This window comes from Bacillus sp. XF8, assembly GCF_017498755.1.
Lineage (GTDB): Bacteria > Bacillota > Bacilli > Bacillales > Bacillaceae_G > Bacillus_A > Bacillus_A bingmayongensis.
Genome location: NZ_JAGDQK010000036.1, coordinates 20,980 through 40,064, shown reverse-complemented (window position 1 = coordinate 40,064; position 19,085 = coordinate 20,980). Strand labels below are relative to the sequence as shown.

General features: G+C 34.3%; 19 protein-coding genes and 2 pseudogenes. 18 read left to right on the top strand and 3 right to left on the bottom strand.

The genetic code is table 11. The annotated features are described in order from the left end of the window. The first annotated feature begins 59 nt into the window (after nucleotides 1–59). From dctP to J4P91_RS20980, 4 genes are all read left to right on the top strand, one after another. Nucleotides 60–1,337: a C4-dicarboxylate transporter DctP gene (gene dctP, locus J4P91_RS20995; protein WP_017150064.1), complete on the top strand. Its 1,278-nt coding sequence runs from the start codon at nucleotides 60–62 to the stop codon at nucleotides 1,335–1,337. A gap of 197 nt (nucleotides 1,338–1,534) precedes the next feature. Beyond that, entirely contained in the window at nucleotides 1,535–2,980 is a 1,446-nt protein-coding gene (locus J4P91_RS20990) for a DEAD/DEAH box helicase (RefSeq protein ID WP_207995688.1), read from the top strand. A 107-nt stretch (nucleotides 2,981–3,087) separates the two neighbouring features. Beyond that, the gene (locus J4P91_RS20985; protein WP_207995687.1) at nucleotides 3,088–3,639 is read left to right on the top strand and encodes a sigma-70 family RNA polymerase sigma factor; all 552 of its coding nucleotides are present in this window, start codon (nucleotides 3,088–3,090) and stop codon (nucleotides 3,637–3,639) included. Beyond that, on the top strand, nucleotides 3,629–4,243 hold the full coding sequence (locus J4P91_RS20980) for a hypothetical protein (protein ID WP_207995686.1): 615 nt from the start codon (nucleotides 3,629–3,631) through the stop codon (nucleotides 4,241–4,243). The genes J4P91_RS20985 and J4P91_RS20980 overlap by 11 nt, the downstream gene beginning before the upstream one ends. A 63-nt stretch (nucleotides 4,244–4,306) precedes the next feature. Here the strand turns inward: J4P91_RS20980 and J4P91_RS20975 are convergent, their stop codons facing one another. After that, nucleotides 4,307–4,660, bottom strand: coding sequence for a DoxX family protein (locus tag J4P91_RS20975; protein ID WP_207995685.1), 354 nt, complete (start codon nucleotides 4,658–4,660; stop codon nucleotides 4,307–4,309). A 105-nt stretch (nucleotides 4,661–4,765) separates the two neighbouring features. Here J4P91_RS20975 and J4P91_RS20970 point away from each other — a divergent pair, with 105 nt between their 5' ends. Continuing rightward, nucleotides 4,766–5,476: a Crp/Fnr family transcriptional regulator gene (locus J4P91_RS20970; RefSeq protein ID WP_207995684.1), complete on the top strand. Its 711-nt coding sequence runs from the start codon at nucleotides 4,766–4,768 to the stop codon at nucleotides 5,474–5,476. Nucleotides 5,477–5,512: 36 nt separating this feature from the next. Here J4P91_RS20970 and J4P91_RS20965 read toward each other — a convergent pair whose 3' ends face one another. Continuing rightward, entirely contained in the window at nucleotides 5,513–6,073 is a 561-nt protein-coding gene (locus J4P91_RS20965; RefSeq protein WP_207995683.1) for a DUF1836 domain-containing protein, read from the bottom strand. 154 nt (nucleotides 6,074–6,227) lie between these two features. Between J4P91_RS20965 and trhA the strand changes: the two genes are divergently transcribed. The 4 genes from trhA (at nucleotide 6,228) to J4P91_RS20945 (ending at nucleotide 10,120) form a co-directional block, all read left to right on the top strand. Next, nucleotides 6,228–6,875 carry a PAQR family membrane homeostasis protein TrhA gene (trhA, locus tag J4P91_RS20960; RefSeq protein ID WP_207995682.1) on the top strand — a complete coding sequence of 216 codons (648 nt, stop codon included), beginning with the start codon at nucleotides 6,228–6,230 and terminating at the stop codon, nucleotides 6,873–6,875. Nucleotides 6,876–7,172: 297 nt separating this feature from the next. Next, nucleotides 7,173–8,189, top strand: a complete 1,017-nt coding sequence (gene galE / locus J4P91_RS20955; protein ID WP_207995681.1) for a UDP-glucose 4-epimerase GalE — start codon at nucleotides 7,173–7,175, stop codon at nucleotides 8,187–8,189. A 346-nt stretch (nucleotides 8,190–8,535) separates the two neighbouring features. Further along, on the top strand, nucleotides 8,536–9,126 hold the full coding sequence (locus J4P91_RS20950) for an AmiS/UreI family transporter (RefSeq protein ID WP_207995680.1): 591 nt from the start codon (nucleotides 8,536–8,538) through the stop codon (nucleotides 9,124–9,126). Nucleotides 9,127–9,250: 124 nt separating this feature from the next. Then, nucleotides 9,251–10,120, top strand: coding sequence for an NAD-dependent epimerase/dehydratase family protein (locus J4P91_RS20945; protein ID WP_207995679.1), 870 nt, complete (start codon nucleotides 9,251–9,253; stop codon nucleotides 10,118–10,120). 95 nt (nucleotides 10,121–10,215) lie between these two features. Here J4P91_RS20945 and J4P91_RS20940 read toward each other — a convergent pair. After that, nucleotides 10,216–10,371, bottom strand: a pseudogene (locus J4P91_RS20940) (Fe-Mn family superoxide dismutase); the annotation flags it as partial. A gap of 297 nt (nucleotides 10,372–10,668) precedes the next feature. Here J4P91_RS20940 and J4P91_RS20935 point away from each other — a divergent pair. The 9 genes and pseudogenes from J4P91_RS20935 to msrB all read left to right on the top strand — a co-directional run bounded on the left by J4P91_RS20935 (nucleotide 10,669) and on the right by msrB (nucleotide 19,065). Continuing rightward, complete coding sequence (locus J4P91_RS20935; protein ID WP_207995678.1) at nucleotides 10,669–11,739, top strand: nitric oxide synthase oxygenase; 1,071 nt, start codon at nucleotides 10,669–10,671, stop codon at nucleotides 11,737–11,739. Nucleotides 11,740–12,068: 329 nt separating this feature from the next. After that, the gene (locus tag J4P91_RS20930) at nucleotides 12,069–12,821 is read left to right on the top strand and encodes a DUF6944 family repetitive protein (protein ID WP_207995677.1); all 753 of its coding nucleotides are present in this window, start codon (nucleotides 12,069–12,071) and stop codon (nucleotides 12,819–12,821) included. Between the two features lie 136 nt (nucleotides 12,822–12,957). Beyond that, nucleotides 12,958–14,730 (top strand): sensor histidine kinase, encoded by a 1,773-nt coding sequence (locus J4P91_RS20925; RefSeq protein WP_017150050.1) that lies wholly within the window; start codon nucleotides 12,958–12,960, stop codon nucleotides 14,728–14,730. Continuing rightward, nucleotides 14,708–15,448, top strand: coding sequence for a LytR/AlgR family response regulator transcription factor (locus tag J4P91_RS20920; protein ID WP_017150049.1), 741 nt, complete (start codon nucleotides 14,708–14,710; stop codon nucleotides 15,446–15,448). The genes J4P91_RS20925 and J4P91_RS20920 overlap by 23 nt, the downstream gene beginning before the upstream one ends. 132 nt (nucleotides 15,449–15,580) lie before the next feature. Then, nucleotides 15,581–16,012: an antiholin-like murein hydrolase modulator LrgA gene (gene lrgA / locus J4P91_RS20915; protein WP_017150048.1), complete on the top strand. Its 432-nt coding sequence runs from the start codon at nucleotides 15,581–15,583 to the stop codon at nucleotides 16,010–16,012. A 35-nt stretch (nucleotides 16,013–16,047) separates the two neighbouring features. Further along, complete coding sequence (gene lrgB / locus J4P91_RS20910; protein WP_207995676.1) at nucleotides 16,048–16,740, top strand: antiholin-like protein LrgB; 693 nt, start codon at nucleotides 16,048–16,050, stop codon at nucleotides 16,738–16,740. 226 nt (nucleotides 16,741–16,966) lie between these two features. Beyond that, nucleotides 16,967–18,001 carry an AI-2E family transporter gene (locus J4P91_RS20905; RefSeq protein ID WP_207995675.1) on the top strand — a complete coding sequence of 345 codons (1,035 nt, stop codon included), beginning with the start codon at nucleotides 16,967–16,969 and terminating at the stop codon, nucleotides 17,999–18,001. A gap of 98 nt (nucleotides 18,002–18,099) precedes the next feature. Continuing rightward, nucleotides 18,100–18,567: pseudogene (gene msrA / locus J4P91_RS29780) on the top strand (peptide-methionine (S)-S-oxide reductase MsrA); the annotation flags it as partial. A gap of 45 nt (nucleotides 18,568–18,612) precedes the next feature. Further along, on the top strand, nucleotides 18,613–19,065 hold the full coding sequence (gene msrB / locus J4P91_RS29775) for a peptide-methionine (R)-S-oxide reductase MsrB (RefSeq protein ID WP_374192061.1): 453 nt from the start codon (nucleotides 18,613–18,615) through the stop codon (nucleotides 19,063–19,065). Nucleotides 19,066–19,085 lie beyond the last annotated feature (20 nt).

Genomic DNA, 19,085 nt, shown 5'->3' with positions numbered 1-19,085 from the left:
TGTAAAAACATAATGATGGGAAAGTTTTCAAAAATGAAAAAGGGGGAGGAGAAGTGAAGGTGAGACGACTGTTCAAAAATTTAACCTTTCAAGTATTAACAGCCATTGCACTCGGCGTATTAGTCGGGCTTATGTGGCCAAGCGTTGGAAAGGAAATGAAGCCGATAGGCGATACGTTTATTAATGCTGTAAAAATGGTAATTGCACCAATTATTTTCTTAACAATTGTACTTGGTATTGCCAAAATGGGAGATATGAAGAAGGTTGGTAAGGTCGGTGGAAAAGCTTTTATTTACTTTGAGGTTGTTACAACATTTGCACTTATTGTTGGATTAATCGTTGTAAATGTTATGAAGCCGGGTTCAGGTCTTAACTTTAATGAACTTGCAAAAGGAGACGTATCTAAATATACACAAGACGGGGGACAGGGGATTAATTGGATTGATTTTGTCACTCATATTGTTCCTTCTAACATGGTTGATGCGTTTGCAAAGGGTGATATTTTACAAGTATTATTCTTTTCCATTTTGTTTGGTGTTGGGCTAGCAGCTCTTGGGGAAAAAGGAAATTCGGTGATTGATTTCTTAGACAAGCTTTCACACGTATTCTTTAAAATTATTGGTTATGTAATGAAGGCAGCGCCGCTTGGGGCATTCGGTGCTATGGCATATACAATCGGTCACTTTGGACTTGCTTCACTCGTACCACTTGGAAAATTGATGATGTCGGTATATATTACGATGTTCTTATTCGTATTTGTTGTCTTAAACATTATTTGCAAGATATATGGATTTAGCTTATGGAATTATTTGAAGTTTATTCGAGATGAAATATTAATCGTATTAGGAACAAGTTCTTCGGAATCAGTACTTCCAAGAATGATGAATAAAATGGAGCGATATGGCTGTTCAAAATCTGTTGTTGGACTTGTTATTCCAACTGGTTATTCTTTCAACCTTGATGGTACATCAATTTATTTATCCATGGCAGTTGTCTTTTTAGCGCAAGTATTTGGTGTCGATTTAACAATCGGGCAGCAAATTACGATTATTTTAGTACTTATGTTAACGTCTAAAGGTGCTGCTGGTGTAACAGGAAGCGGATTTATCGTGTTAGCTTCTACGTTAGCGGCACTAAAGGTTATCCCTTTAGAAGGATTAGCATTACTTCTTGGTGTTGATCGTTTTATGAGTGAGGGAAGAGCGATCGTAAACTTAATTGGAAATGGGATTGCTACAATCGTTGTTGCAAAGAGTGAGAATGAGTTTGATGAAACAAAGCATGAAGAAGCAGTTGCTAATATGAAAGTGTTGAAGGAGACAAAAGAAGCTGTATAAATATGTGTAGAACATAAGAAATAGAAAAGCGGACTTTATTCTAAGTCTGCTTTTTGTTTTCTTATTAAATGATGAACATAATTTTCGATTAGGGAAATAATTTCAGTATAATGAAGTGTAGGAAATGACAAATATAATATTTAGATTATAGTTAAATAATAAACAAATTAAAATACATAACAAAATGAGGTTAGTACATGAGCGGAAAAAGTTTTAAAGAATATGCATTGAGTAGGGAAATTGTAAGAGCACTTACTAGTTTAAAATATGAGAAGCCAACAGAAGTGCAAGGAAAAGTAATTCCAGTTGCATTAGAAAAAAAAGATCTTGTCGTGAAATCACAAACTGGAAGCGGGAAAACGGCCTCATTTGGTATCCCGCTTTGTGAAATGGTCAAATGGGAAGAAAATAAGCCGCAAGCATTAATACTTACACCAACGAGGGAACTTGCTGCGCAAGTGAAAGAGGATATCACGAATATAGGAAGATTTAAACGGATTAAGGCAACAGCCATTTACGGAAAATCACCGTTTGCACGACAAAAATTAGAATTAAAGCAAAAAACACATATTGTTGTCGGAACCCCTGGGCGTGTGTTAGATCATATTGAAAAAGGAACTTTTTCTTTAGAGCGTCTGAAATATTTGGTGATTGATGAGGCAGATGAGATGTTAAATATGGGATTCATCGATCAAGTAGAGGCAATCATTGATGAATTACCTACAAAACGAATGACAATGCTATTTTCTGCGACATTACCAGAGGACGTTGAGAATTTATCTCGTACCTATATGAAATCGCCAGTCAATATTGAGATAAAGGCGTCTGGAATTACGACAGATAAAATTGAACATAGTCTTTTGAATGTGAGAGAGGAAGAGAAGTTTTCACTTTTAAAAGATATAACAACTGTTGAAAATCCGGATAGTTGTATTATTTTCTGTCGTACGCAAGAAAATGTAGACCATATATTTAGGCAGTTAAAACGTTCTGGTTACCCTTGTGATAAACTTCATGGCGGTATGGTACAAGAAGACCGCTTTGCGGTAATGAATGACTTTAAAAGAGGGAAGTTCCGTTATTTAGTCGCGACAGATGTAGCAGCGCGAGGAATTGATATTGAAAATATTACCCATGTTATTAATTATGATATTCCATTAGAAAAAGAAAGCTATGTACACCGGACAGGAAGAACGGGACGTGCTGGTAATAGCGGAAAAGCAATTACATTTGTAACGCCGTATGAAGATAGATTCTTGACCGAAATTGAAGAATATATTGGTTTTGAAATTTCACAAATGGATGCTCCATCAAAAGAGGATGTTGCAAAGAAAACAGCAGCCTTTGAAGATAAAATATATGCTAAACCAATTATGAAAAAAGAGAAAAGCGCAGGGTTAAATAAAGATATTATGAAGTTGTACTTTAATGGTGGAAAGAAAAAGAAAATCCGAGCAGTAGATTTCGTTGGTACAATTGCCAAAATTCCAGGTGTCACAGCGGATGATATAGGGATTATTACGATACAAGATAATGTTTCTTATGTTGATATATTAAACGGGAAAGGCCCACTTGTTTTAAAAGTAATGAAAAATACGACAATCAAAGGTAAGCAGTTAAAAGTTCATGAGGCGATTAAGTAAAAGAAACGATCCACTCTAACGGGTGGATCGTTTTTTATTGAAAAATAAGGAAATCATGTAAGATTATATTTGTTATATTCGTATATATAAGTGAAGGAGGGGCAGATATGAATGATAGGGAATTAATAGATGAAATAAAAAAACAAAATACGGAAGCATTGGATCAATTGATTCTTCAATATAGTAAGTTGATTTATGGAGTAATTGGAAGTGTATTAGGAGAGCATCATGAAAGAGCAGAAATTGAAGAGTGCTATAACGATGTTCTTCTTATACTGTGGTATAAAATAGACAATTTTCGAATTGAAAAAGGACAGCTTAAGAACTGGATTATTTCTATTGCGAAGTTTAAAGCACTGGATTATAAAAGGAAACTTAAGCGAAAGCGTATTGAACAAACAATAGAGCAACTGATTTTACAAGATGACGAAGATGTAGAAAAAGTATTGCTTAAAGAAGAGGAAAAAGAGTTTGTTTTGCAAGCGATTAATCAGTTAGATGATGTAGACCATAGTATCTTTTATCGAAGGTATATTGTGGATGAGAGTATAGGAGACATTTCAAAAGAGTTACATATGAGTACAAGTGCAGTGTATACAAGATTATCAAGGGGAAAGCAAAAATTAAAAAGAGTAATGGAGGGGTATTATGAATTGTGAAAACTATTGTATCGATCAAATTGCTTTTGAGCAGTGGGATAAACAAGAAATACTCCAATTTGAAGCAATAGGGGAGCGCCTTATTGGAAGTTTAGAGAATAAGAAAAAAGATATTAGAAAACGAATTGCTAGAGAAAATTTTAAAGAGATAGAAGAAAAAGCAAATAATGAATTAGAAAAAAAGGAATTTATCGAATTACAATTTCAAGCACGAGCTACAGGTGGCTACTATTTGAGCACGCTTATGTGTTCAGCAGACTATGCTGTAATGCCATTAGCGCTTATGGATGTAGGAAATCGATTTGTTGTTTTTGGAACAAGACATAAAGTTATGATCTATGAAGTAAAGGAACTTTATCAAGTTCAAAGGGCGTATATTATTGATTATGATGATATCTTTAAATATTATTATAAAATAAAAAAGAGCCATACGGTATTATGTTTTAAAGCAAAAAGGGATAAGTATAATCAGTTAAGAGAATGTTCAAATTGGATGTTTTATGGATATTTGCAAGGAAGAATTAATATGGTTATTAATAGCTCAGATAGGGATAGTATAGCTAAGTATTTTGATAAGGAGATTAATTCGAAAAGAGACCATTAAAAAGGAAAAAGTACATTCTTTTGGTGTAAGCTGTACTTTTTCCTTTTATTTTGGGGATTTTACTTACATATTCTGTGAAAACAATAGAACGACAACAGAAAGAATAAGCATAAGAAACGCATTAAGTGTCATAACTGCTTTATGTTTTGCGCGAAAGAAATGAGCATGTAATGCCCCTAACATAAGAAAAACAATAAGAATAGCCGAATATTTTAAGAAGTTTAGATGCCAAAACCCTATAATTACCCCAATAGCACTAGTTAGCTCTAATAAGGCAATAACATTCATCAACCACTTAGGATAACGGTACTCATGCCAATGATGAACCATTGATTTTGCACGTGAAACTTTTAGGGAGAATGATAATAAAAACATACATGCTAAAACAATCTGAATGATAATAATAACAATATCCATACGATGTCCTCCTTGATAAGATAATAGAATAAATGATTCTTACATAAGAGTGTAGTATGCTTCATCCGGAAAATATGTAGTCTAGACTACAAGGGGAGGAATTTCATGGATAAAATAAAATATTTATCAAGGATACAGTTATTTCATGAATTAGAACTAGAAGAATTACAGAATATTGAGCCGGATACCCCGATTGATGTGATGAAAAGGGGAACGATTATTACATCTCCACATATGGAACAAAAATTTTTATATTTGATTAAATCAGGTAAAGTTCGCTTATATAAATTATCTGAAGATGGAAAAGAGCTTACGATCGATATATTAGGTATGGGGCATGTATTTGGCGCAGTGGGAGTATTTACAATGGGATCTGAAGGTGTATACGCAGAAACATGGGAAGATTCGCATATCTGTAAAATGGATAAAGTACAATTTGAAAAAATCATACGCGACAGGCCAGATATCGCTTTAAAGTTTATAGAAGTAATATCCAATCGTCTGAAGGAAATGGAAGAGCTTTTAGAACATATGGCGTATGGCAGTGCCAGAAAACGATTGCTCTTTTTATTATATAAATTATCGGAGAAATTTGGAGTAGAAGTAGAATCTGCTGAAGATTGGAGACAACTTGAAATTTCTATTACACATCAAGAATTGGCAAATATGATGGGAAGTATTCGCGAAACGGTAACAGGTTTATTAAATGATTTAACTAAAGATGGTATTATCCGTAAAATAGGCGTACGTAAACCAATACACATTCATTTGGTGAAATTAATGAGGGCGTTAGAAAGTGATGAAAAACAAAAATAAGTAAAAGCCACCTAGAAAGGTGGCTTTTCTTCATGGTTAAGATTCTTTCAAATCATCAACTAATTTCTCTGCTAAACGTCTATACATATTGCTCATTGTTACAAATGAAGTTAGCAATAAGAATTTTTCTAACTCTTTATCCTCAAATGAAGCAGCAGCTTTTACCTCAGCTACCCGATGATCTACATCCTTTTTAAAGTTCTCAACATTGGTTTCTGTAAGTTCAAGATAATCTTTGTAGAGGCTGTCCAATTCAAAAGTATCCTCGTTTATTAGTCTCTCATTGAGATTTGCCAAAGAACTTTTAATATCATTAATGGAGAGAGCACCTTTTAATTGATAAATTAAACTAATTAAAATCATATGCTCTTTTGAGTATTTCTTATTCTTTATAGGGATGAATAATTTTCCTTTTGCGTAGTTATTGATCATTGTTTTTGTAAGTACTTTTTCATCTTCTGTTCGTGTTGTATCGCCGTAGTTATTTTCAAATAGTTGAACAACTTGATCTACGTATAAATCCACATTAGGGATATCTTCAAGCTTAATATTTTTTTCTAAATGTAATGTTTCGAGTAAGTTCTTTATGTTTTCCATATAAACCCTCACCTTTGTAAGAATAATGTACACTTTATCTTTAAATATGGTATTACGAAACAAATGAATTGTAAATGTTGACCGCTAGATGAATTGTGTATATAATTACATGTAGTTATCAAAACTACATGTAATTATATAAGGAGTTGTTAATGTGAATGCTTATGTAAGAGAACCAGTTAATGCGTTTACCCATCTAGGAGGCGCTATTTTATCATTTGTTGCACTTTTAGCTATGTTGGTGAAGGTTTCTGTCAAAATGCCATCTGTTTCTACAATTTCAGCGGTTATCTTATTTGGAGTAGGGATGATGATCCTTTATGCGGCTTCGACGGTGTATCACAGTGTTGTAGCAAGTGAACGTGTTATTTATTTCTTTAGAAAACTGGATCATTCCATGATTTTTCTCTTAATTGCAGGCACATATGCACCTTTTTGCTTAATTACATTACAGGCTGCAAATGGTTTGCTATTGTTTGTGCTAGTTTATGCAACAGCTATATGTGGCATTGTTTTTAAGATGTTTTGGTTTAACTGTCCGAGATGGCTATCAACAGCAATTTATCTTATGATGGGATGGCTAATTGTTTTATTCTTTGCACCACTATCAGAAAATCTAAGTATGGAGGGTATTTTGTTTTTAGTACTTGGTGGTATTTTTTATACGATTGGTGGATTTATTTATGGTGCAAAACCAAAATGGTTAGAATTTAAATATATGGGACATCATGAAATTTTTCATATTTTTGTATTATTAGGTAGTCTTGCACACTTTTTATGTATATATTTTTATGTAATTTAGCGTAAATAAATTATATGGCAGAGCTACATAGCGGAAGTTATGTGGCTTTTCATTATTTAGGATAAAATGAAACTTCCCTCAGTGAAGGTTTTCTTCATCTTCCACTTATCTTCTTCGCTTCTCTCTGAATCTTGAGATGGAGATGCCCGTTCATGCGGGATAAAGCGACTATTTTAACATTTATATATGGGATGAAATGTAAAATGAAGTATATGATGAATAAACATATAGTAGCAAATATGTGGTATAATTTTAAAAGTTTATAATGAATGAAATAAAATATGGAGGACTATAACTATGGCGATACTTGTAACAGGTGGAGCAGGATATATTGGTAGTCATACATGCGTGGAATTATTAAATAATGGTTATGAAATCATAGTAGTTGATAACCTTTCTAATAGCTCATTAGAATCGTTAAATCGAGTAAAAGAAATAACAGGAAAGCAATTCAAATTTTATAAAGAAGACCTTTTAAATCATGAGGCAATTGATACGATTTTTGAAGAAAATATAATTGAAGCGGTAATTCATTTTGCTGGTTTAAAAGCAGTGGGGGAATCAGTAGCAATTCCGCTTACTTATTATCATAACAATATTACAAGTACATTAGTGTTATGTGATGTGATGCAGAAGCACAATGTGAAGAAAATGATCTTCAGTTCATCTGCAACAGTGTATGGTATTCCTGAAACATCACCAATTACGGAAGAATTTCCTTTAAGTGCAACAAATCCGTACGGTCAAACAAAATTGATGATCGAACAAATTATGCGTGATGTAGCTGTAGCTGATTCTGAATGGAGCATTGCGTTACTTCGTTACTTCAACCCATTTGGTGCACATGAAAGTGGACGTATCGGAGAAGATCCAAATGGAATTCCAAATAACTTAATGCCATATGTAACACAAGTAGCAGTTGGGAAGCTTAAGGAATTAAGTGTGTTTGGAAATGACTATCCAACAAAAGATGGTACAGGTGTCCGTGATTATATCCATGTTGTTGACCTTGCAAATGGTCACGTGAAGGCTCTTGAAAAAGTATTAGATACAACAGGAGTAGACGCGTATAATCTTGGTACAGGTACTGGTTATAGTGTATTAGAAATGGTTGAAGCTTTCGAAAAAGTTTCAGGAAAAGCCGTTCCATATAAAATTACAGAGCGCCGTCCTGGAGATGTAGCGGTATGTTTTGCGGATGCCTCTAAAGCAAAGAAAGAATTAGGATGGGAAGCAAAGCATGGGCTTGAAGAAATGTGCGCGGATTCATGGAAATGGCAGTCGAATAATAAAAATGGCTATCAAGAAGCATAAAATAAAAAATGACCTTTTTAGAAAAGCTAAAAAGGTTATTTTTATTTTCATCCACTTGTATCGATCCCAGAGTAAGTTTATAATCAAGGAATCCTACTTGTTATTTGCTCTTGATGCATTTAATTGAAAGCGTTTTAACCATTGAGTTGTGTAGCTAATATTTTTTATATCTTTAATTTCAGAGGTAGGAAGTCTGACTTATTATTTTTGTGAAAATACAGGTAGGCGTTGTTGATATATATTTTTATGTATTCAGTTCTAAATAAGAAGAAAAATACTACTAGTATGATTTTATGATGCGGGGAGGATAGGGTGTGAAAAGGAATAATTTTTCACACGAATAGGTATGGGTTATGTTGGATTATTACTTTCAGGTGCAGCACTATTTTTAAATAGCCTTGTTATATTAGGAAAAGCAGAAGAAAAAAGTGCAGGTGTTTTTAATTTATTTGTAGGGGTACTACAAATTGTAATTCCGTTTTATCTTATTATGATATCAGATCAAAGTAACTGGACTGTGTATTCATATGCAGCTACTTTTCTATTTGGTTTGACGTACTTATATGTAGGTATCACTTTTATTACAGGAATGAGTGGTAATGGGCTAGGATGGTTTTGTCTATGGGTAGCCATTGTTGCATTATTCTATATGGTTGTGTCGTTTGTTCAATTTCAAGACATCGTTAATGCACTGACTTGGTTTATGTGGGCCCTTCTTTGGTATTTATTCTTTGTATTAAATGTACAGAAAAAGAATATAAACCAATATCTTGGGAGAATAGCATTTGTACAATCATGGGTAACGCTCACGCTTCCATCTCTTCTTTATTTTATGGGGGTATGGGGAACACCGGTAGCCTATCAGGCATGGATTTATGTCTCAGTGCTTTCAATTTTATATTTTTGTTATTGTATTTTTAAGTATCGAATACGATAACTGTTTTAATTTGAGGAGCAGGGAATCTGTATGGAGATTCCCTGCTTTTTATATATAATTAATAAAGGTAATAATCATAAATTCAGTCATCATGAAAAACTATAGTAAGTAGGGAATGGTGAATATGAAAAAGGTATTAGTATTGGGCGGAACAAGGTTTTTCGGAAAACGATTAGTTGAAAGTCTCATGCAAGCTGGACACGATGTAACAATTGCAACGAGAGGACTTACGAAAGATTCATTTGGTAGTGCTGTTAAAAGACTCGTTGTAGATCGAGAAGATGAAGTGGCACTTCAGAAAGTGCTAGTAGGAAAAAGCTATGACGTTGTATATGATAACATTTGTTATAGCTCCAATGCAGCACAGGTTATATGTAATGTACTTCATAACAAAGTAAAAAAATACATTGTTATATCTTCAATGGCTGTCTATGAGCCAGCATTATCTGTAAAAGAAGGAGATTTCAATCCGTATCAGTATCCGATTGTTTATGGAGACAGACATGATTTTTCTTATAGCGAAGGAAAACGATTAGCAGAGGCCGTTTTGTTTAAACATGCAACATTCCCTGTAATTGCAGTGCGTTTCCCAGTTGTCATTGGTGAAAATGATTATACAAAGAGATTGCAGTTCTATGTTGAGAATATTGTAAGAGAAAAGCCCTTTGTAGTAGAAGATATAGATGGAGAAATGTCCTTTATACATGAAAAAGAAGCGGGAGAATTTCTAGCTTGGCTTAGTACGATAGATGTAAGCGGTCCAATCAATGCATGTAGTAATGGTGTGATCTCTATGCGAGAAGTTATTCATTTTGTAGAAGAGAATACAGGAATGAAAGCTCGTATGGAATCAAAAGGAGAGAACACAGCCCCGTATAATGGGATGACAAATTGTACAATAAATAATACGAGAGCAAAAGAGTTAGGATTTCAGTTTAGGAAGTTAGAGACTGATGTGAATAATATATTGAAACATTATATTGAAGTAATTTAATGGTTATGTATAAATCCCCCGGTGGCAATCCGGGGGATTCTGGAGGATTTCGATGATACTACTTTTACATTACCAAATGTACCTTATACGCATAACTAATGTTTTTGTGATTTAATTGCTTTTAAATAATTTTCATTTACTTGATCCCAGTTAATAGTATTCCACCAATTTGTAACAAATTCTGGGCGACGGTTCTGATACTTCAAATAATAAGCATGTTCCCATACATCAATTACAAGCAATGGGACTTTTTCTCGTACGGCTCTAGTTCATCATAGTCATATGAAAGTTCAGGCAAATGAAATGAAGCCATATGATTCACCTCCTTTTTTAATTAAAAAAGTTGCGCAAGGTAAAGATAATTTACCCAACTCAAAAATACACCTGTTTTTTTTATAAGTCAACAATAAAACATATAATTCTATTAATTTTCTGAAAATATAAGTTGTAATGAAGAAGATAGACCATCCTATTTGGTTTGTTACTACACTCCTTTTTGCTTATACTGTAAAGTAATAGTGTCTTGTTGAAGCAGAAGGAGATTGTTTATGGATAAAATGAAAGAATTAATAGATGAGGCAAGGAAGTTTATTACAACTTGCTATCAAGAGCTTGGTAGAGAACAGCAAATCGAAGAACGTCTCAATCAAATTATGTTAGAAATAGAGCGGACAGGAACGTATGAACATATTTTTGATGAACTTGTTCATGGTGCACGGATGGCATGGAGAAATAGTAATCGATGTATCGGAAGATTATTTTGGAATAAAATGCATATATTAGATGCTCGTGAAGTAAATGATGAGGAAGGTGTATATAATGCGCTTATTCATCATATTCGATATGCAACAAATAACGGGAAAATTAAACCGACAATTACGATTTTTAAGCAGTATAACGGTGAACAAAACAACATTCGAATTTATAACCATCAGTTAATTCGTTATGCGGGATATGAAACAGAAATGGGAGTGATTGGTGATTCTCATTCAGTTCCATTTACAGCGTTTTGTCAGGGGCTTGGTTGGAATGGAGAAGGTACGAACTTTGATGTGTTGCCACTCGTATTTTCCGTTGATGGACGAGAACCTGTATATAGGGAAATTCCTAAAGAAGAGGTAAAAGAGGTTGAGATTGAGCACCCAGAATATCCATTGTCCGACCTAGGAGTAAAGTGGTATGGAGTACCAATAATTTCAGATATGCGTCTAGAAATTGGTGGTATTTCTTATACAGCTGCTCCTTTTAATGGTTGGTATATGGGAACAGAAATTGGAGCTCGTAATTTGGCAGATTATGATCGTTATAATTTACTTCCAGCTGTTGCGGAAATGATGAACTTGGATACTTCGAGAAACAGTACATTATGGAAAGATAAGGCGTTAGTTGAATTAAATGTAGCTGTTTTGCATTCTTTCAAAAAACAAGGAGTAAGTATTGTAGATCACCATACAGCTGCGCAGCAGTTTGGGCAATTTGAAAAGCAAGAAGCAGCTTGTGGACGCGTTGTGACAGGAAATTGGGTATGGCTTATTCCGCCGTTATCACCAGCTACAACACATATTTATCATAAACCTTATCCGAATAACATTTTGACTCCAAATTTCTTTCATAAATAAAAATAAAAGCATTGAAATAAGAGATTTCAATGCTTTTTTCTTTGATTAAGTCTAGTCTAGTACTTTCCCTTCGGTTCTTCTGCTCTTTGTTGTACTTCATTACTCCTCCTCATTTGTTATACATTCGCTATGGAAGAATAATAAAAGGTCTTCTCACCTAGTATTGTAAGAAGGCCAAAAAAGCATACGTGTTCCTGTAAAAGGGTATACGTATTTATATGAATAAAGAGGTAAAATGGGATTTGTTTTAATTGTATATAAACAATGGGCAAGGCTTTCGAATATTGTAATAAATTATAAGGAGATTTATTTAGGGTGGATGAAGAATCATGAATCCAAGAGGTTTCGAAGTTACGGGAGCGTGGTTTCAAGCGGGTGGAAATATTATATCAGCCATTGGAAATACAAGAGCGTTTATAGGAGAAGAAAATGTAGAGGATCCGCTTGTTATTGTTGGGGAGTCATTGCAAGCTCTTGGGAATGTATTACAAGCGGTGGCGCCAGAACATTCAATAAACAACGAAGAAGGTGAAAAGGAAACAACCGGACAGTTAGATGAATCCGTTCAGGAAAAAGAAAATAAACAATCAGATGATGCAAAAGAGCAAAAAGAAAATAATATAAAGCCGATGAGGGAGCAAGGAAAATCACTCGAGAAAACGGGTGCTGAAGTGCAAGCCTTAGGGAATATTTCTGATATTATTGGGACGATTTTGAATATGGAGAAAGAACAAAAAGAAAATGATTATTTAATCATTACGGGCAATAGTTTGCAAGCTTTAGGGGCTTTTTTAGAAGTTGTTGATGAACTGCGAGACATTCCGAATATTCAATGGTTAGAGGTAATAGGAAACTCTATACAAACACTCGGAGCTGGATTACAAGCGTTTCAAGGTATATATAATGTTTTAAAGGAAGAGCGGATGGAAAAAGAAAATGCTGATGATCAGGAAGCTGCTAATAAGAAAGAGGGGGAAAAGAAAGAAGTAGATGAACAATTACTTGGGCTTATTGGAAACTGGGTACAAGCAATTGGAGCAGTAATTGAAGCAATTGGAGAAACAGTAGAGCCACAAAGTTGATAAAGGGATGTTTTCATAATAAAGAAAACATCCTATTTTTATATAATTTTACTTTCGTTGATTTATTCATCCTTGACTCTTGCTCCATTATTTCCCGATAATAAAACTAACTAAACAAATAAAGGATGAATCACAGATGCTAGATTTAGTGCTTATGATGATTGAACGTGTTGGGTTAATTGTTATATTAGGTTTTTTACTTTCTCATATTAAAACATTCAGACGTCTCCTTCATAAACAGGATGGATATAAAGATAAGCTTATGCTTATTTGTATTTTTTCGTTATTTACAATTGTAAGCAATTACACAGGGATTGAAATTGCAGGGAATACAATTATGAATGAAAATTGGCTGCAAGGTGTCTCTTCATCGAGTACGATTGCCAATACACGTATTATGGGGGTTGGAATTAGTGGTTTATTAGGTGGACCGATTATTGGGATTGGCGTTGGATTTATTGCTGGTATTCATCGTTATATGCTTGGGGGGACGACAGCGCTTAGCTGTGCGATTTCGTCTATTTTAGCAGGGATTATTACTGGTTATATTGGCCGTATTTTTCAAAAGCATAATCGTGTAATTACACCTAAGTTTTCTGCTATTTTAAGTGTTTTTATTGTATCTTTAGAAATGGTGATGATTCTGTTTATTGTAGAAGATGGGATAAACGTTGTGAAAACGATCGCAATCCCGATGATTCTCGTGAACAGTTTTGGTAGTTTTATTTTACTGTCTATGGTACAAGCTATTATGCGCCAAGAAGAAAACGCAAAGGCTTTACAAACTCATAAAGTGCTTCGGATTGCTGATAAAACATTACCTTACTTTCGCCAAGGTTTAACGGAGGAATCTTGTAAGCATGTGGCACAAATTATTCATCGTTTTACAGGGACAGATGCAGTATCTTTAACAGATACAGAAAAAATATTAGCACATGTTGGATTAGCATCTGATCACCATATTCCGTCCCATAGTTTAATTACAGGATTATCAAAAGAAGTATTAAAAACAGGGAAAATAATGAAAGCGAAATCACGAGAGGTGATTAATTGTCAACATGAAGGATGTCCATTGCAAGCAGCGGTAGTAATTCCGCTAACATCACATGGGAATACAATTGGGACATTAAAGCTTTATTTTAAAAATCCAAATCGATTAAGTCGTGTAGAAGAAGAATTAGCAGAAGGATTAGCGAAGATTTTTTCGACACAACTTGAATTAGGAGAAGCAGAATTGCAAAGTAAACTGCTTCAAGATGCAGAAATAAAGGCATTACAAGCACAAATTAACCCACATTTTCTATTTAATGCAATTAATACGGTTTCAGCTTTATGTCGTACAGATGTAGAAAAGGCAAGAAAGCTTTTATTACAACTTAGCGTTTATTTTCGTTGTAATTTACAGGGAGCACGTCAGTTACTTATTCCATTAGAACAAGAATTAAATCATGTACATGCATATTTATCATTAGAGCAAGCGAGATTTCCAAATAAATATGAGGTGAAAACATATATTGGGGAAGGATTAAAGACGATTTTACTTCCACCATTTGTACTGCAATTGTTAGTAGAAAATGCACTTCGCCATGCTTTTCCCAAAAAACAACCGATTTGCCAGGTAGAAGTTTATGCACACGCTAAGGGAGATATGATTCATTTTAAAGTGAAAGATAATGGTCAGGGAATTGAAGAAGAGCGTCTAGAACAATTAGGAAAAGCAGTTGTGCCATCAAAAAAAGGGACTGGCACAGCTTTATATAATATTAATCAACGGTTAATAGGATTGTTTGGGAAAGAAACAACCCTTCATATCAAGAGTGAAGTAGAAATAGGGACAGAGATTTCATTTGTAATACCCATCCAAAACATAGGGGAGGAAGAAAGCGGTGTTAAAGGTATTAGTAGTTGATGATGAAATGTTAGCACGGGATGAATTGAAATATTTATTACAGCGTACAAAAGAAGTTGACGTAATTGATGAAGCTGATTGTGTGGAAGATGCATTAGAAAAGTTAATGGGGAACAAGCCAGATCTTGTTTTTTTAGATATTCAGCTTTCAGATGATAATGGGTTTGAGATTGCGAATATATTAAAGAAAATGAAGAATCCGCCAGCCATTGTTTTTGCAACAGCGTACGATCAATATGCGCTGCAAGCATTTGAGGTGGATGCATTAGATTATATTTTAAAGCCGTTTGATGAAGAGCGGATTGCACAGACACTGAAAAAATATAAGAAGCGCAAGCAAAGTGAAACAGAGAAAAAGCAGGATGTGAAAGTTCCAGATGTTACAGCAGAGATGCATAAGCTTGCACTGCCAATAGAAGAGTCCATTGTACTTGTGAATATTGAAGATATTGTTTATGTAGGGCTTGTGGACGGGAAGGTAACTGTAAAGACAACCCTGGAAACATATGTAACCCATGATACACTTGTTATTTTAGAAAAAAAATTACCACAAACAAACTTTATGCGTGTTCATCGCAGTTTTATTGCGAATATCAACCATATTTCAGAAATACAACCTTGGTTTAACTCTACTTATAATTTAATTATGAAAGATGGGTCTAAGGTACCTGTAAGTCGTACATATGCAAAAGAACTTAAAAAGCTGCTTCGTATTTAAGAAGCAGCTTTTGCATTTCATCCTGTTATTTTTGTAACTGATTCCGTATATTTGACGTTCCGATATGTAAACGCTTACTTAATCGTTTACATCATATACAATAAAGGTACCAAATCGAAAGAGGTGGCCAAAATGAGTACAAAAAAAGTATACAGTTTCTTATCACAAGCATTTGTTTTTTCAGCTATTATGTTTGTTTCTCATATTATTGCAACGCATTTACCAATTCCAATGCCTTCATCAGTAATCGGATTAGTCATTTTGTTTAGTCTATTATGTTTAAAGGTTATCAAATTGGAACAGGTTGAATCACTTGGAACAGCATTAACAGGTATTATCGGATTTTTATTCGTACCATCTGGTATTTCCGTTATTAACTCTCTTGGCGTAATGGGGCAGTACTTTGTACAAATCATAACTGTTATCGTTGTTGCAACAATCATCTTATTAGCAGTAACAGGTTTATTTGCACAATTTATTCTAGGCAAAGACGAAAAAGAAACAACAGATACAAAACAATTAGATGTTGTAAATAAAGGACGCAAACACGGAAAAGTTGCGTAATATATTAGACCATACATGGTTAGGAGGTAATGAACATGGCAAGCACAATGACTCCATATTTCGGAATCGTCGTTTCATTAATCGCATACGGGATCGGAACATTCTTATTTAAACATTCAAAAGGATTTTTCTTATTCACACCACTGTTTGTAGCAATGGTACTTGGAATTGTCTTTTTGAAGGTTGGTAACTTTACATTTGAAGAATATAATACTGGCGGTAAAATGATTAGTTTCTTCTTAGAGCCAGCAACAATTGCCTTTGCAATTCCGTTATATAAACAAGTTGATAAGTTGAAAAAATATTGGTGGCAAATTTTATCTGCTATCGTTGTTGGGTCTGTTTGTTCAGTGGTTGTCGTGTTCATTGTCGCAAAAGCAATTGGCTTAGATACATCTGTAATGAACTCTATGTTACCACAAGCAGCAACAACAGCAATTGCATTACCACTATCTGAAAGCATCGGCGGTATTCCAGCAATTACATCTTTTGCAGTTATCTTTAATGCGGTTATTGTGTATGCACTTGGTGCTTTATTCTTAAAAACATTTAGAGTGAAAAATCCGATTGCAAAGGGCTTAGCGCTAGGAACAGCAGGACATGCACTTGGCGTTGCAGTTGGGATTGAAATGGGTGAAGTAGAGGCAGCGATGGCAAGTATTGCTGTAACAGTAGTTGGGGTTGTAACAGTTGTTGTTATTCCAATGTTTATGCCATTCATCGCGTAGCAGGATATATTTGTGAAAAATAAAGGCAAGCTATTCGTAGAACAGATTTCTACTGATAGCTTGCTTTTTGTGTTACAGTAGTCGTAAGACCTATTTTATATGAAAGAAAATAAGATTTTTCTTAAATCTTCATTAATACTTTGCATAATGCGTTCTGAAAAGGACCATTGTATTGTAAAATAGAAAGTAACATGATTTATAGGACAGGAGAGATCACTCGTCGATTATGCAAATGAAAAACCTGTTTCAAAGCAAAGGATTCCAAAGATTACTTGTACTACTTTTACTTGCCCTTATGCTATATGGGCTAAAAAGTATGTTTAATTTAATTTTAATTACGTTTATTCTTACGTATTTAATGGATCGATTCCAAAAGTTTATTTCTCGAAAATTGAGTCATTTTATGCCGATTAATCGGAAAATTATTATAGCATTTTTATATGTAATGTTAGTTGGTGGAATTTTCATTACATTATTTAAATATCTACCAGTATTGACGGTGCAAATCTCACAATTGATCTATCAGTTTAACGTGTTTCTTAAAAATCCACCAGATAATGAAATTATCAAGGCTTCAATTAATGCAATTAACCATATGGAACTTTCTAAATATGTGGGGCAAGGTGTAGATATTCTTTATAAATCTATTGCCAATGTCGGAAAATTTGGCCTGCAATTTTTACTTTCTCTCATTTTAAGTTTATTCTTCTTACTAGAGAAGGCTCGTATTGTTGCCTTTACTGCAAAATTCAAAGAGAGCAGACTTGCTGTTTTTTATAATGAAATTGAATATTTCGGAAAGAAATTTGCTCGTTCGTTTGGGAAAGTAATTGAAGCGCAGTTCCTAATTGCGATTGTCAATTGTATTCTGTCAGTGATTGCACTATGGATTTTAGGATTTCCGCAATTACTCGGTTTAGCGTTAATGATTTTCTTACTTGGTTTAATTCCAGTGGCTGGTGTCATTATTTCGCTTGTTCCGCTTTGTATGATTGCTTATAATATTGGTAGCATTACGTATGTAATCTACATTTTAATTATTGTTACCGTTATTCATGCGCTTGAAAGTTATGTCTTAAATCCAAAATTCATGTCACAAAAAACAAATTTACCGATTTTTTATACATTTATGGTGTTAATTTTCTCAGAACACTTTTTAGGTGTATGGGGACTTATTATCGGTATTCCAGTCTTTATGTTTTTATTAGATGTGTTAGATGTGACGAGTGATGAGAAAGAAAAAGATCTTGCTGAAAAATAAAGTAAAAGAAAAAGCATCGGCGTCCGATGCTTTTTCTTTCATATTGTCTATCTTTATATGCCATACTGTAGGAAGAATAAATAGTGAGGTGATGCGAATTGACTATAAATGAAAAAGTAGAGCTTGCTACATTTGCTGGAGGCTGTTTTTGGTGTATGGTTTCACCATTTGAAGAGATGGAAGGCATAATTAAGGTTGTTTCAGGTTATACGGGTGGGCATAAAGAGAACCCAACATATAAAGAAGTATGTTCTGAAACAACAGGGCATTATGAAGCGGTACAAATTACATTCGATGCAAATAAAATGCCGTATGAAAAATTATTGGATATTTATTGGAGACAGATTGATCCAACAGACGTCGGCGGCCAATTTCATGATCGTGGACAATCTTATGAAACCGTAATTTTTTATCATAGTGAAGAACAACGTGCACAAGCAGAAGCTTCAAAAATAAAACTTGCTGAGAGCGGTCGTTTTTCGAAGCCAATTGCTACAAAAATTCTCCCTTCAGCTACTTTCTATCCAGCTGAAGAATATCATCAAGGATACCATAAGAAAAATGCTTTTCGGTATGAATTATATCGCCAAGGATCAGGGCGAGATGCCTTTATTAAACAACATTGGCCGAAAGATAATGCACACTTAAAAGAGCGATTAACAGATATGCAATTTTATGTAACACAAGAAAATGGGACGGAGCCACCGTTTCAAAATGAATATTGGAATCATAAAGAGGAAGGTATTTATGTGGATATTGTTTCTGGTGAACCACTATTTACCTCTTTAGATAAATTTGATAGTGGATGTGGGTGGCCAAGTTTTACAAAGCCAGTTATGTCAGCTAGTGTAAAAGAGAAAATGGATGTTAGTCACAATATGACGCGTACGGAAGTAAGAAGTAAAGAAGGAGATTCCCATCTTGGTCATGTATTTCCCGATGGACCAGGGCCCAATGGCCTCCGTTATTGCATTAATTCAGCGGCACTTCGCTTTATTCCGAAAGAGGAACTAGAGAAAGAGGGTTATGGGGATTTTCTCATTCTGTTTGGAAATAAAAAATAACCTCGCTGCACGCGAGGTTA